Genomic DNA, 14,064 nt, shown 5'->3' on the forward strand with positions numbered 1-14,064 from the left:
AAAAAGACCGAATTGAAAGATTCACTGGCCGAAAAAACCGAGCATGGCCATACCAAAACCATGGATAAGGAACACAATATGAGCCATGATGAACATTCCGACCATAATCCGAAACATGGGCAGATGGGTCATGACCACCATAAGATGATGATCGCTGACTTTAGAAAACGTTTTTGGGTAACCTTGGTACTGACCATACCCATTCTATTTCTGTCGCCGATGATCCAAGAATTTTTCGGCTATGATTTTTTGTTGCCGGGCAACCCGTACATTCTATTCGCAATATCGTCCATAGTTTATTTCTATGGTGGCTGGCCTTTTTTAAAGGGATTCTGGTCTGAGGTGAAAAAAGGTGCCCCGGGAATGATGACCCTGATTGCCATGGCCATAAGTGTGGCCTATTTTTATAGTTCGGCTACCGTTTTTGGCCTTGAAGGTGTTGATTTCTTCTGGGAACTGGCTACCCTTATAGCCATTATGCTTGTAGGCCACTGGATAGAGATGAAGAGTGTTCTGGGAGCCTCAAAAGCCCTGCAATTATTGGTAAGTATGATGCCCGCCGAAGCACACCGCGTAAATGGCGAAACAATAGAAGATATAGCACTGGAAGATTTATTGAAAGGTGATTTGATCCTGATAAAACCAGGAGAGAAAGTTCCTGCGGACGGTATTGTCGTGGAAGGATCGAGTTACTTGAACGAATCAATGCTTACGGGGGAATCTAAACCTGTAAAAAAAGAACTAAACGACAAAGTGATAGGTGGTTCGGTAAACGGAAACAGTAGTTTAAAGGTCAAGGTAGAACATACTGGTAAGGATAGTTATCTCAATAAAGTGATAACCATGGTCGAGGAAGCCCAAAAAACAAAATCCAAAATGCAGAACCTTTCAGATAGGGCTGCCAAATGGCTTACCTATATTGCATTGGCCATTGGTTTTGGCACATTGGCTGTTTGGCTTGCATTGGGATTCCCCTTTGTATATGCCTTGGAACGAATGGTCACGGTTATGGTCATTGCCTGTCCCCACGCATTGGGTCTTGCCATTCCATTGGTAGTAGCCATTTCCACAGCAGTTTCGGCACAGAACGGGTTGTTGATCCGCAACAGGACGGCATTTGAAGAATCCCGAAAAATATCCGCTCTGCTTTTCGACAAGACCGGAACGCTGACCAAAGGGGATTTTGGTGTTACCCGTATAGAGTCGGTAGACAATAACAATTCCTCGGCCGAAGTATTACGGCTCGCCAGTGCTTTGGAACAAAGTTCCGAACACCCTATTGCAGTTGGCATCATCAAAAAAATCAAGGAGGATAAGGTAATCATCCCAAAACCTAAAAATTTTAATTCTATAACCGGAAAAGGTGTTGAAGCCACTGTTGAGAACAAAAAGATAAAAGTGGTAAGCCCTGGTTATTTAAGGGATGAAAAAATAGATATTCCAAAAGATGCCTATAGTGATGCTGCTGAAACAGTTGTATTTGTTTTAATCGATGGGAAGTTGGCAGGATACATTGCACTTGCCGATGAGATCAGACCGGAATCCGCCGAAGCGATCAGGATTTTCAAAAAGAACAATATTAAAGTGCTCATGGCAACAGGAGACAATGAAAAGACAGCAAAGGCGGTGAGCGAAAAATTAGGACTTGACGGGTATTATGCCGAAGTTTTGCCACACCAAAAGGTTGAAATCGTAAAGCAATTACAGGAAAAGGAGGAATTTGTAGCAATGACCGGCGATGGGGTTAACGATGCCCCTGCACTGGCACAGGCCAATGTTGGCATTGCAGTCGGTTCAGGTACCGATGTAGCCGCAGAGACAGCAGATATTATTTTAGTAAACAGCAATCCACAAGACATCGCTAACCTGATTTTGTTTGGGAAGGCCACCTATAACAAGATGATCCAGAACCTGATATGGGCTACCGGTTATAATGTTGTCGCAATACCCCTTGCCGCAGGAGTCCTATACGCTTCGGGATTTGTCCTTGGTCCGGCCGTAGGAGCCGTATTTATGAGCTTGTCAACCATCATTGTCGCCATAAACGCCCAATTACTAAAAAGGAAAATTGCGAAGAAATAGATGAACAAGCCACAAAAACTTGGCAGGATATTTTTGATTCTGCTAAGTCTATTTGTCGTTATGTTAGGGTATGGGATACTACTGCCCATTCTCCCCTACTATACGGAAAGATTGGCATTAAAAGATAATTTAGATGCCGACCGGATTAACTTCCATATCGGCATGTTGACCAGTATTTATCCGTTGTTCCAACTCATATTCGTAATTGTATGGGGAAGACTTTCCGATAAATATGGTCGTAAGCCCATAATTCTAGTAGGCCTAATCGGATTTATAACAATGAACTTGCTGACCGGGCTGGCTACTTCGCTTACAATGCTCTATTCCGCCCGCATTTTTGGGGGAATTTTCACTTCATCCGTCATTCCTGTAAGCAATGCCTATCTAAGTGACATAACCTCTCAAAAGCGAAGAACCAAAACAATGGCATGGTCCGGAGTGGCCATTAGTTCTGGTGTTATTTTTGGCCCTGTTTTGGGCGGCCTCTTATCGCAGACCAATGTGCACTTGGAACTATCTTTTGGGATATTTCATTTTAACCGATTTTCGATTCCATTTCTTTTTGCCGCCATATTAGGTTTGATCATATTGTTCGTAATTATAAAATGGTTGAAGAACACGGCAATTGTGACCAGGATTAGAGAAAAAACGATAAAATTTGATTTTACCTTAAGTAACTATTTTATCATCCTACTGCTGCTATCCTTTGTAATGCAATTTGTTGTGACCCTCTTTGAAACCGTCTTTTCAATCTATGGCAAGGATGAATTGGCGTTCAATAGTAGTCAAGTGGGTATAGGCTTTATGCTTTGCGGTTCTGTGATGGCGGTATTACAGCCTGTTTTTGCTACTTATGGGGAAAAGATAATAACCTCAAAACAGCAAATAACGTTAGGCTTATTGATAACAGGGGTATCGCTCTTAATGTTCCCTTTTTTACAAAGTGAGCTATCTGTATATGGTATGATAATACTATTTGCCAGTGGCGGTGCCATGGTAACCCCGAATCTGCTTTCGGCAGTCTCTTTGTTATCCAAGGAAGATACGGGAAGAAATATTTCCATTCAAAGCTCCTCCAACAGTATCGGCCAGATTTTAGGGCCTGTGTTGGGAACATGGTTGCTGGCAGGTGGCTTTTATTATCCTTTTATAATTGCAGGATTGATCATTTTGATGGCGATAGGATTGGTTTACTATCTACAAACAAAAAATTAGGGTTTCTTGTTATTGTGAAAAAAAAGTAACCCTATTTTTATGGGGTATGAAAAAGGAATAATCAATTTATTGATAATGCATCAATGAGTTTCGTCGGCCTGCAATCGTGATGACCAAAGCGTTCAAGAAAATAATAATCTTGCTTTATCGACATGAGTTCACAGAATATGTATGTGCGAGATAAAATTAATTGCATCGGTTGAGTCACTAAGTTAAAAGGAGAAGCTAAAGTAGGAGCCTTTTTTTCTTATCACTCCATGTCAAACCTCGAATCAATACAAACAAGTCACCTCTTTTGATAGACCGAAATAGAATTCTCCTTAAAATTTGTAATGTACAGATATTCCATATCCAACAAAACATCCGTAGGATAATTGATCCCTTCTTCCAAAACTTGAAACAATTGCCCATCATAGCCATAAATCAAAACACGATCGTTCTCTTGATCTGTTACCGCTATTTCCTGACTATTCAATTCAATACCAGAGGCCACGTTTATTTGGTCATTGAGACCAATCGTCTTTAAGTGTTTTCCACCAAAACCAAAGACCTGAACCCTGTGGTTATAGGCATCGGCAACATATACCTTGCTGCCTCTCAGTTTTACATCAATAGGATAATAGAGCTTACCATCTTGATGACCTTGCTTTCCAATCGTGACACTCGTATCCGCGGTCTGTATAATAATACGGTGGTTATAAAAGTCCGCTATGGCCACCGTATCCCCATATACCGATACTCCTGCGGGGGCTTGAGGACGTTTTTTTATTTGAAGGGGGTTCAACCTTCCGTTCCGATACTTCCAGATGGTGTCCGTCAAAAATTCGGGGATGTACAACGACTTTTTATCACTGTGGATGTTCATTGGCCGTTGTATGCCAATAATGGAATCCAAGACCCTTCCGTTCAAGTCAATTCTAAAAAGTCGGAAATAATCCGGGTCCGAAAACCAAATGGTTTCCCCGTCCTTGGCCAATGCCAGGGGACGGGATTCTATAGGTAGCATAATTTTCCTTTCGAAATGCCATTGTTTTTGAACCTTTTTACAACTAGATATGAAAAGAAGCAAAAAAACAACGGGGAAGATGTACACCTTTCTAAAATTCATACCAAAAATTTACAATCATAGAAATGAAAACCAGGGATGTAATTATCCATAGAGACCAGGAGTTGATACCACGATGGATTTTACCCTCTTGGCACGACTTCCTCCGGCAAAGCTTCTTTGAGCCTTCAAAATTTTTATAGTGTGCGACCCCAAGGCTGCCAACCGAAAATAGGGTCAGATAGAGCTCAGCGGGGTGTACCCATTGAAAACCTCTACTTATAAATCCCAATCCGGCCACCACCGAAAGCAATGCGGGAATGAAACAACACATCAAGGGAAGAACGGCAGCAAGCAAACTGGAACCCAATAACATTTTGTCGAAAGACTTCATAAAAACTTATTTGATTTTTGTAAGTGTTATGGCCCATCGGCCCGAAAGGTTTCCATCCTCCTCATCTTCTACCGTACCACTTAAAGTTGTCATTCCAGGAGTCAATGCTTGCAGTAGTTCAGTCGGTGAATGCTGCGATATATCAAATAGCTCTTGGCCGGTATCAATTACCCACAGCCCGTTTACCTTCTTCACGGTTCCTGAAATGGTGATTTGGGCTTTCTTTGCTGAAAATCCATTTTGTTTCACTTCTTCCTGAATGCCCTGTAATGTGAGTTTGTTTTCAGTTGCCAGTTCCAAATACGCTTTTCCATCGTTAAGGCTCACCCTTACATTTTGAAGTCCGTCCATTTTTTTTAGACCGCGTTCCAGGCCATAAGCACAAGGCGCACAATCCATCCCATAGACCTCTTGGTCCACTTTTTGAATCTGTGCCTCTGAACTCAAAGTACCAAGTAATGTTATTATCAAAATCAATGCTATTTTTTTCATCTTCTTAATTTTTAAAATTTGATTCTATTATAACCAATAACTTAGATTAATGGATACTCTGTAATTTTCTTTTATTGAGCTTGGGGTCAGGTCCTGCACCACCGGAAACAAGGCTCCAAATGAAATCCCCCACGCTCCGTACAAACCTAAAAATGAAGGCCCCATCAATACTTTTTTGCTTCTTGAATCCCTAAAGTTTTGTTGTTCGTTATATTTATTGTCTCCCGGAAATTCTGCCACGGTTTCTATAAAAATCCTCCAATCGGGTTTTGGATAATCGCCCATAAAGATATTGGGACGATACCCTACCACGACACTCGCGTATGGCAGGTCGCCAAGTTGTTCGTTGTCTTTTTCAAAATAATACTGATAGCCACCGCCTAACCACACATACCAAGTACGTGAGGCGTATCCCGTAGAAATTGCACCGTGGATGGAATTGCCCACATTTACTTGCCCTCGAACATCATCAGTAGGGGCTGATACCCCTAAAATCGCTGTAGATTCAAATCGCTTCCCGACCCCATAGGCATTGGAAAAAAATCGGTACCAAAGAGATGCTTCAATATCACCATTGGCGGGCATATTGCTGTTTCCCCTTGTTCTCGGTGCATTGTCAAGGCGCTCTATCATAGTGGGTGTGGTCAAGTTAATCTGCAAATCTTCTGTGATACCATAGGAAAACAGATAACGCAGCATATAGGATGTTTCGTTCTCGGTGCTCAAACTCATACTTGCGACATTTAAATCCACGCCTCCCTTGGCGAGGGTAGGGGTCTGTAAACCGTATAAGGGCCCGTGTCCCTGTGCATTAACAATAGTTATTGTCGATGAGCAAAGGATAATGATGAGAACGAATCTGAGATGAAAAGTGGAAAAGGACATAATCACTTGTTTTTAAATGTTAAGCTGCTATTTCTTAACAACCCTCGGCACAGCAACAGGATATTTGGTAAAAAATGGCTGTACCCAAATCTTTTTTTTAATTTTGCCCAATACCTGCTTCTATCAACTTTTCTTTGGTAATGGCGGAATCCTTGCAGCAATCCAGTAATTTTCCATTTACGGCTATTGCGGGTATTTTTTGTACCCCATATTCGTTCATCTTGGTAAGACAAGTCTTATCATCGCATTTTTTTACCAAATCGTATGTTGTCACTTCACATCCATCACAGGTCAGTTCCTCAATCATTTTGACCACTGGGTCACAAACGGGGCAGTTGGCTGTAAAGACTTCTACTTGACTTTTCATAATCTATTTTTTAATAAAATTTTATTCATAATGGCTTATTAAATAAGCACGGTACAAAGGTAGGTGGGTGCCTGGGGTGGTCTCCAAACAATATTTCAAAAAAAATGACCCATAATTTTGGGCCATTAACTGGGGTCGTTGTTTCGCTAGTACTATTCCTTGTTGGAGTCTTCCAATTTGGATTTAAGTGCGGCGATTTCTTTCATTTTGTCAGTAAGACTTTCCAGTTCCAAGTCAGGAAACTGTTTCCGTATAAATTCAATACGGTCTTCATTACCACAATCTCCAGGACAAGCTTCCAAGGTTTCTGAAATTTTGATTGCTAAAGCCTTTCTGTAAGTTTCGTCCAGTAACAGAAAATGAGCCTTGTCCAAACCCTTTTGTGCTGCCTTGAACTGTATCAGTATCTTTTCAGGATCTGTATCCTCGTCCAGCATCTTCATGAGGCCGCTAAGTTGCCCATTGATACTTTGCAATCTTGTTTTTATGTCCTTACTTAAATCCCGTGGTATCATTGATAAAAATTTTATTGCAATGTAACTATGCTCTTGGGGTGGTCTCCAAATAATTTCCCGAATTTATTGGCAGCATTTTGAATCTTCCTGAATTGGTGGACAGGATACAGTACCGTAAGAACAGAATACACAGCAATCCCCGTCATTTGGTTTTAATACTTGATTGCAATTATCACATTCATAAAAGAATTGACAGGCCGTTGTTGGCATTTCTTCTTCTTTTTTGTGGCCACATTCTGGGCAGGTAATCGTGGATTTTAATATAGTAGTTTCCATAAATAATAGTTAGAGCATATAGGTTAGGTCAGATACCATTGTAGGATATGAAAATATCATTGTCCGCAAATCACTGATGGTCATCTTGGTCTTTATCGCCATGGCAAAAAGATTTATTGTTTCTTCGCAGTGAGGCCCGATCAGATGCGCGCCCAAAATAGTGTTACTATTTTTATCGATGATTGTTTTAAAAGCATATTCATCCACATTCAGGCGTCTCGCATTAAACCAATTACCCACTTTTTCAAAATTGACGTTGATATCAAAACCTTTTTCCTTGGCCTTATCTTCCAATAGGCCAACCGTTGCCATTGTGGGCAAAGTGAAAACCACGGAAGGCATTGGGGGATAACTGACTTTTTTCTTATTTCCTTTAATGATATTTGAAGCTACGACGTGTCCTTCCAAAACAGCTACGGGTGTTAAGGGCAATCCTCTTGAGTCCGCTGCATCACCAGCTGCATATATGTTCGCGTTCGATATGCTCTGAAGGTATTCGTTGACCGCTATCCCCTTTTTTGAGAAGGATATACCTGCTTTTTCCAATTCTAAATCAAAAATGGCAGGCGGACGACCCGCGGAATTAAATACTGCTTTCGATTTGTAGGTAGTTTCCATTCCTTCAGAAATTCCTGTGGTTACAAAGTGACCATCTTCACTTTCAATTTTAGAAACTTCGGTTTCAAGAACAAGCCTAACTCCTAAATTAATTGTGGCATCAACCAAATGTTTTACAATATCCTTGTCAAAGTTTTCTAGCGGACGTTTCCCCCGGTGTACTATCGTTACCTCGGCACCGGAACGTGCCGCAATATGGGCGAATTCAAAAGCTATATATCCACCACCGATGAAAAGCAGGGATTCTGGCAATTCCTTAAGGTTTAGAAAATCCGTACTCGTTTGCGCAAGCTGTCCGCCTTCAAAGTCTAAAACTTTTGGTTTTGAACCGGATGCAATTACAACATTATCAGCTTGGATGGTCTGGTTACCTACACTTAAGGTATTTTCATTTATAAACGCAGCGGAACTGTGAAAGGTATCGATGCCGTTCTTCTTATACCCCTTTTCTATTTTCCTTGGCATTTCATCGACAAAGGTCTGTTTGAACGCCATTATATCCTTCCAGTTGATATCCGGAATGGTATCAATGCCTTTCCCTTGAAGCCGTTTGGCAAAGTCACGTACTTCCGTGGCACCGATAATTACTTTTTTTGGGTCACAGCCTCGTAGGGCGCAGGTGCCACCATAAGGCAGTTCATCAGTAATGCCCACCGAAAGACCTTTTGAGGCACATTTATAGGCGATTGTCATACCGGACATACCCGAGCCAATAATGAAAACATCATATTTTTTCATCTACTTATTTTCTTTAGTGGTTTTCTCGACCACTTTATAGCCGGTACTTTCTATAGCTTTTCGGATTGCGGGCAAATCGGTTTTGGTCTTGTCAAATTCCACGATGGTGTTGGCATTTTCATAGCTGGCTTTGACCGAAATAATTCCATCCAATTTATTGACTTCGCTTTCTACATGTGCCTCACAACCTGCACAGGTCATTCCCACAACATCAAAAGTATGTTGTTCGATATTGGATTGAGAAACATAAACGATATCCTTGGTGGGCTGCGCATAAAATAGATTAGTATAGTACGGAAAGGCCAGCATCAATCCCGCAAATACCGTTACGATGAACAAAAACTGTTTGGATTGCCAAAACGTAGGTTTTGCATCATCCTCACAGACGCAATCAATTTCTTCCTGAGTTTTCGGCCGCAGTTTCTGATACCACGCAAACACCAAGACAATAATGGTCAGGCCGATAAGATAGGGTCTAAATGGCTCGACCCAGGAAAATGTAGATGCAATACCACTTGTTCCGGCAATCAATGCCAAGACAGGGGTTATACAACATATTGATGCTGCTACAGCTGTAAAAATGCCCGCATAAGCCGCCGTGTTTGAGGTTTTGTTTGGTTCCATCATATGTTTTTAAGCTGTTCTTTTTCTTATGGAGAGTGAATTGAAAATTCCATTTAGAATATTGTCCTCATTCTTGACCAGCGAATAATAAAGTGTTTGACCATCACGTCTCGATATGATGATACCTGCATCTTTCATTTTTCGAATATGCTGGGACACGGCAGGCACACTCATTTCTAGTATATCCGCGATATCACATGGGCACAGTTCATTCTCAATGTTCAATAGGAATAGGATTTTCAGTCGTACCTCGCTTCCCGCAAGAGACAGAACTTTACTTACTGCCTTAAAGCTGTTCGAAGAATTCTCTATAGTTTCCCTGCATCTCGATATCTGTTTCTTATCTGCCTCGTTCCGTGTACAAGTTATTTCCAAGCTCATTTTTCTTGAATTAATTCATAAACAAAAATATAATTATTATTTTATTTAAGAAAATTCTTAAGTATATGAATGCGTAATGAGACCTAATTATTCTGTTTTAATCCCAAGTCATCCGCTGCAACCGAACCGCATTGAAAATGGCCAAAAGTGCCACCCCAACATCTGCAAAAACAGCTTCCCACATCGTAGCCAGGCCGCCGGCACCCAGAATGAGTACGATTATCTTCACCCCGAACGCTAATCCGATATTTTGCCATACAATATTTCGAGTCGAACGTCCTATTTTTACCGCTCTTGCAATTTTACTCGGTTGGTCGGTCTGGATGATAACATCTGCAGTTTCAATAGCCACATCACTTCCCAAACCTCCCATTGCTATCCCCACATCACTGGCCGCCAGTACGGGCGCGTCATTGATGCCATCGCCCATAAAGGCCACAGTGGTGTCGGGTTGTTTTTTGAGGATTTCAACTTCATTCAACTTATCTTCCGGTAGGAGCCCCCCTTTGGCCCAATCGATATTCAACTCCTGAGAAACTTGCTGCGTAATGGAGTCTTTGTCACCTGAAAGCATGATGATTTTCGAAATTCCTGCATCCCTGATTTGCTCTATAGCCCGTTGAGCATCTTCTTTCAGTTCGTCGGCGATGGTCACATAACCTGCAAATTTTCTGTCTGTGGCGACCATTACAATAGATTCTACAATACCTTCCGTTTCAGAAGGGACTTCTATGCTATTTGCGGTCATCAGGGCTTTGTTTCCAACTAGCACGCTCTTTCCGTTGACCGTACCTTCTAAACCCTTACCTGCCACCTCGGTAACTTCGGTGGCCTCATAATCTGACCCGGCTGCCTTATACTCCAATATCGCCTTTGCAATGGGATGGGTGGATTGTTCTTCCATCGCCATCAGGTATTTCATAAACTCGGCTTCCTCAAATACCATGGACTTTATTTCCTTTATTTTAAATACCCCTTTTGTAACTGTTCCCGTTTTATCCATGACCACTGTATTTACTTTTGTCATGGCGTCTAAAAAGGAGGCCCCTTTAAAAAGAATTCCGTTTCGAGATGCCGCTCCCAACCCCCCGAAATATCCCAGGGGAATAGAAATGACTAAAGCACAAGGGCACGAAATCACGAGAAAAATCAAAGCGCGGTACAGCCAATCCCGGAATACATAATCATCCACAAAAAAATAAGGGAAGAACGTCAGGCCAATAGCGAGGAAAACAACGATAGGTGTATATATCCTTGCAAACTTCCTGATGAACAGCTCAGTCTTGGATTTTCTGGCAGTAGCGTTCTGCACCATATCCAGAATCCGTGCGATCGAACTGTCCTTGAATTCCTTGATTGTCTCGATTTCGACAACGCCATCGAGGTTGATGCTTCCGGCAAAAACCTCGTCACCCTTATTGATAGTGTCCGGTTTGCTTTCGCCTGTAATGGCAGCCGTGTTCAACGAGGCTTTTTCGGATAAAAGCTTGCCATCCAAGGCAATTTTTTCACCGACGCGCACTTGTATCCTTTCACCAATTTCTACGGTTTCCGGGTCTACGGAAATGAAATTCCCGTTACGAAATACCAGTGTATGGTCCGGCCTTTCATCCAGAAGGGCCCGAATATTTCCTCTCGCGCGATTCACGGCTGCATTCTGAAACAATTCACCAACCGCGTAAAACAGCATAACGGCAACACCTTCTGGGTATTCCCCTATGGCAAATGCCCCCAGGGTCGCAAGGGACATCAAGAAAAATTCCGTGAAGAAATCGCCTCTCCTGATACTGTTCCAACCCTCACGGATGACGGGGAACCCTACGGGTATATAGGCTACAGAGTACCAAATAATTCGAATCCAACCTTTAAAAAAGGGAAAAGTGTCAAAGTAATCAACGGCAATGCCGCTAATGAGCAAAACAAGGCTGAAAATGGCGGGCAAGTAGGTTCTGAAATTAGAAGTTCTCCCGGGATTGTTATGGTTATGCCCGTCCTCACGTCCATGTTCGCCCTGGTGTTTTTTGGGACCTATGTCCCGTAGGTTTACTTTTTTCTTTTTCATATCATGCGGATGAATTTCAGGCAACAGCCTGAGGGGTAAAGAGTGTATTGAAATTTTTCTTGAATGACACCCTCAAAATTATCTTTCATGGTCATGCAACAACAGTGCAATCACTGTCCGCTGCACTTTTCACAAATCCCTTTCAAAACGAGATTAGCGTCCTCTGCCACATACCCTTCCGGAAGGTTAATATGTGGAATCTTGTGTTGTGTTAGGCATACTGTTTCGTCGCAGTTGTTGCAATGAAAATGCAGGTGCAAATCCTGCTCGAGGTCACAATTGCAACCAGGTTCACAAAGGGCAAATTTTTGAATTCCGGTGCCATCGTCAATTTGATGTACGACTCCGTTTTGCTCAAAGGTTTTCAAGGTTCTGAAAAGAGTTGTGCGTTCCGCCTTGACAAAGGCATTTTCAATATCGGTGAGGGACAAGGCTACATCTTTTTCAGCAAGAAATTTGTAAACGAGTATTCGCATGGCAGTAGGGCGCACACCTTTTGTTTCTAAGGTTCTTTCTATTTCTTTCATTCTATATCCTCGTTGTCTTTGATTTTTCTTGCTTTGATAAAGGCCGCCCAACCCTCTTTTGCCGCGTAGGGCACTATCAACAATGCCGCAACAGGGTCAGCCCACCACCAGCCCAGCCATTTCACAAGCAATAGGCCTATTAGGACTACCACGGTTTGATACAGACAGATAAAAGTATCTTTGGCATCTGCCAGTAAGGCAGGGCTATCCAGTTTATGCCCGTACATTCTTTTATAATAAATCAAAATAGGGTTAACCCACAGGGAAACTATCAGTATTACGATACCTGTCGTAGACCAAGAAGCAGTTTCTTGACTCATTAGTTTTGTAATGGAATCATAGGAAATGAAAAGGCAAATTAGGGCAAACGAAATGGCGATTACGTACATTGTGGTCATTTTTCTTTTCGCTACGAGCCTCTCATCCAGTCCTTTGATTTCGCCGTGCAACCGCCATCCTAAAGTTCCCGCACTAATCACTTCGATAGTACTGTCCAATCCCCAGCCAATCAATGCCGAACTATTTGCCGTGAATCCCGCTATTAGCGATACGACTACCTCTATAATATCATAAATGACATTCCATATTTGAAGTGAGCGTGCTTCCTTTAAATTTTGTTTTCTCTTTTTGTTCATATCGTTAATGTCCTTCTTCCTCGTTTTCCCCTTTTTTTATTTCCGCCATTAAATAATAGGCATTATTAAAGGCATACCTGGTGTTGGGTTCTTGTTCGGTCAGAAATTCGATTGCGACCCATTCACCGTCTTGCGTGCTTTTAGCTACTTCGCAAGGAATAAAAGCCCAACCATCACCTTCCTTTACAGCTGAAAAAACAAAGAACTTGTTGCCATCAGATGCTATGGCACTTTCCGGGATCGCTGTTGTCATTGTATTTTCCGTTTGTATGCGTCCCTGGATGTACATCCCTGGTATCAGCTTGCCTTCCTTGTCCTCGATTTCGGCGTGTACATGGATTGCCTTCGGGTTCTGCTCAAAGGTTTTTCCAACGGAATATATTTCGGCCGTAAGTTCCTTTCCGGGTATGGATTGAACATTAAACCTAACTAATTGTCCTTCCGCTACCTTGTAGACATCCTTTTCGAAGACCATCAAATCGGCATGTACGTGGTGGGTGTCTACGATTTCCATAAGGTCGGTCTGTGGCTCTACAAATTGGCCTGTTTTGATTTCTACTTTTTGGACAAATCCTGCAATGGGGCTTTGTAGAGCAACCCGTTGGTAAATTTTACCATTTCTCAAACCGGAAGCACTAATATTCAGTTGTAATAGTTGTGCCTCCAATCCGTTTACTAAACTACGCGATGCCTGATATTCTGCTTCGGCTTTCTGAAAATTTGCACCGCTCCCCACCCCTGCAACGTACAGGGTTTTTTGTCGTTCGTATTCTTTTTTAAGAAACTGGCTATTGCTATATGCATTTAGGTAATCCGTCTGTTTCTCAATAATATTAGGATGGGATAGATAGGCGACCGTTTGCCCCTTGGTGACCTGATCTCCCTCAAGTACCTCGATAGATACAACGTTGGAGCCGACAACTGAAGTTATGGTGGCCTCATTTTGTGGCGGCACTTCCAGTTGTCCATTGGCTTCAACGTATCCGCTCATATTGCGCATTTTTAAAGTGTCTATTGCCATGTGCAAGGCCTCAAACTGGTGTTTGGTCAACAGGACCTTATCGACTTCGCTTTTGGAATTGGCTTGCTCCAACGCAGAGCGAGATTTTGTGCTCTCTTTAGTTTCGCTGTTGGAATCGCCACAAGCGGTCAACCCAAATGACATAACGAACAGCCCGATTAACGTGTATATGAATAGATTTTTCATG

At 42.2% G+C, this 14,064-nt stretch carries 15 protein-coding genes; 2 read left to right on the top strand and 13 right to left on the bottom strand.

The window, feature by feature from the left end:
* The first annotated feature begins 60 nt into the window (after window positions 1–60).
* Together RB2501_RS01540 and RB2501_RS01545 are read left to right on the top strand one after the other, a co-directional pair.
* Window positions 61–2,082: a copper-translocating P-type ATPase gene (locus RB2501_RS01540; RefSeq protein WP_394330209.1), complete on the top strand. Its 2,022-nt coding sequence runs from the start codon at window positions 61–63 to the stop codon at window positions 2,080–2,082.
* Window positions 2,083–3,297 (top strand): MFS transporter, encoded by a 1,215-nt coding sequence (locus RB2501_RS01545; protein WP_015752957.1) that lies wholly within the window; start codon window positions 2,083–2,085, stop codon window positions 3,295–3,297.
* A gap of 286 nt (window positions 3,298–3,583) precedes the next feature.
* Here RB2501_RS01545 and RB2501_RS01550 read toward each other — a convergent pair whose 3' ends face one another.
* The 13 genes from RB2501_RS01550 to RB2501_RS01610 form a co-directional block, all read right to left on the bottom strand.
* Window positions 3,584–4,405: an NHL repeat-containing protein gene (locus RB2501_RS01550; protein WP_015752958.1), complete on the bottom strand. Its 822-nt coding sequence runs from the start codon at window positions 4,403–4,405 to the stop codon at window positions 3,584–3,586.
* Between the two features lie 337 nt (window positions 4,406–4,742).
* Entirely contained in the window at window positions 4,743–5,228 is a 486-nt protein-coding gene (locus RB2501_RS01560; protein WP_015752959.1) for a heavy-metal-associated domain-containing protein, read from the bottom strand.
* Between the two features lie 27 nt (window positions 5,229–5,255).
* Window positions 5,256–5,960, bottom strand: a complete 705-nt coding sequence (locus RB2501_RS01565) for a hypothetical protein (protein ID WP_238528091.1) — start codon at window positions 5,958–5,960, stop codon at window positions 5,256–5,258.
* A 250-nt stretch (window positions 5,961–6,210) separates the two neighbouring features.
* On the bottom strand, window positions 6,211–6,480 hold the full coding sequence (locus RB2501_RS01570) for a thioredoxin family protein (RefSeq protein ID WP_015752961.1): 270 nt from the start codon (window positions 6,478–6,480) through the stop codon (window positions 6,211–6,213).
* A 152-nt stretch (window positions 6,481–6,632) separates the two neighbouring features.
* Window positions 6,633–6,923 carry a metal-sensing transcriptional repressor gene (locus RB2501_RS01575; RefSeq protein ID WP_238528092.1) on the bottom strand — a complete coding sequence of 97 codons (291 nt, stop codon included), beginning with the start codon at window positions 6,921–6,923 and terminating at the stop codon, window positions 6,633–6,635.
* Between the two features lie 135 nt (window positions 6,924–7,058).
* Window positions 7,059–7,271 (bottom strand): GDCCVxC domain-containing (seleno)protein, encoded by a 213-nt coding sequence (locus RB2501_RS16365; protein WP_083760667.1) that lies wholly within the window; start codon window positions 7,269–7,271, stop codon window positions 7,059–7,061.
* Between the two features lie 9 nt (window positions 7,272–7,280).
* Window positions 7,281–8,627, bottom strand: a complete 1,347-nt coding sequence (locus tag RB2501_RS01580) for a dihydrolipoyl dehydrogenase family protein (RefSeq protein ID WP_015752963.1) — start codon at window positions 8,625–8,627, stop codon at window positions 7,281–7,283.
* Window positions 8,628–9,251 (bottom strand): mercuric transport protein MerTP, encoded by a 624-nt coding sequence (gene merTP, locus RB2501_RS01585; protein ID WP_049764880.1) that lies wholly within the window; start codon window positions 9,249–9,251, stop codon window positions 8,628–8,630.
* 9 nt (window positions 9,252–9,260) lie between these two features.
* Window positions 9,261–9,632 carry an ArsR/SmtB family transcription factor gene (locus tag RB2501_RS01590; protein WP_015752965.1) on the bottom strand — a complete coding sequence of 124 codons (372 nt, stop codon included), beginning with the start codon at window positions 9,630–9,632 and terminating at the stop codon, window positions 9,261–9,263.
* 97 nt (window positions 9,633–9,729) lie between these two features.
* A complete protein-coding gene (locus RB2501_RS01595) occupies window positions 9,730–11,694 on the bottom strand; it encodes a heavy metal translocating P-type ATPase (RefSeq protein WP_015752966.1) in 1,965 nt (654 codons plus the stop codon).
* A 110-nt stretch (window positions 11,695–11,804) separates the two neighbouring features.
* Window positions 11,805–12,221 carry a Fur family transcriptional regulator gene (locus RB2501_RS15935; protein WP_015752967.1) on the bottom strand — a complete coding sequence of 139 codons (417 nt, stop codon included), beginning with the start codon at window positions 12,219–12,221 and terminating at the stop codon, window positions 11,805–11,807.
* Window positions 12,218–12,856 (bottom strand): cation transporter, encoded by a 639-nt coding sequence (locus RB2501_RS01605; protein ID WP_015752968.1) that lies wholly within the window; start codon window positions 12,854–12,856, stop codon window positions 12,218–12,220. The genes RB2501_RS15935 and RB2501_RS01605 overlap by 4 nt, the downstream gene beginning before the upstream one ends.
* A gap of 4 nt (window positions 12,857–12,860) precedes the next feature.
* A complete protein-coding gene (locus RB2501_RS01610; protein ID WP_015752969.1) occupies window positions 12,861–14,063 on the bottom strand; it encodes an efflux RND transporter periplasmic adaptor subunit in 1,203 nt (400 codons plus the stop codon).
* Window position 14,064: the final 1 nt, after the last annotated feature.

It is taken from the genome of Robiginitalea biformata HTCC2501, from assembly GCF_000024125.1.
Lineage (GTDB): Bacteria > Bacteroidota > Bacteroidia > Flavobacteriales > Flavobacteriaceae > Robiginitalea > Robiginitalea biformata.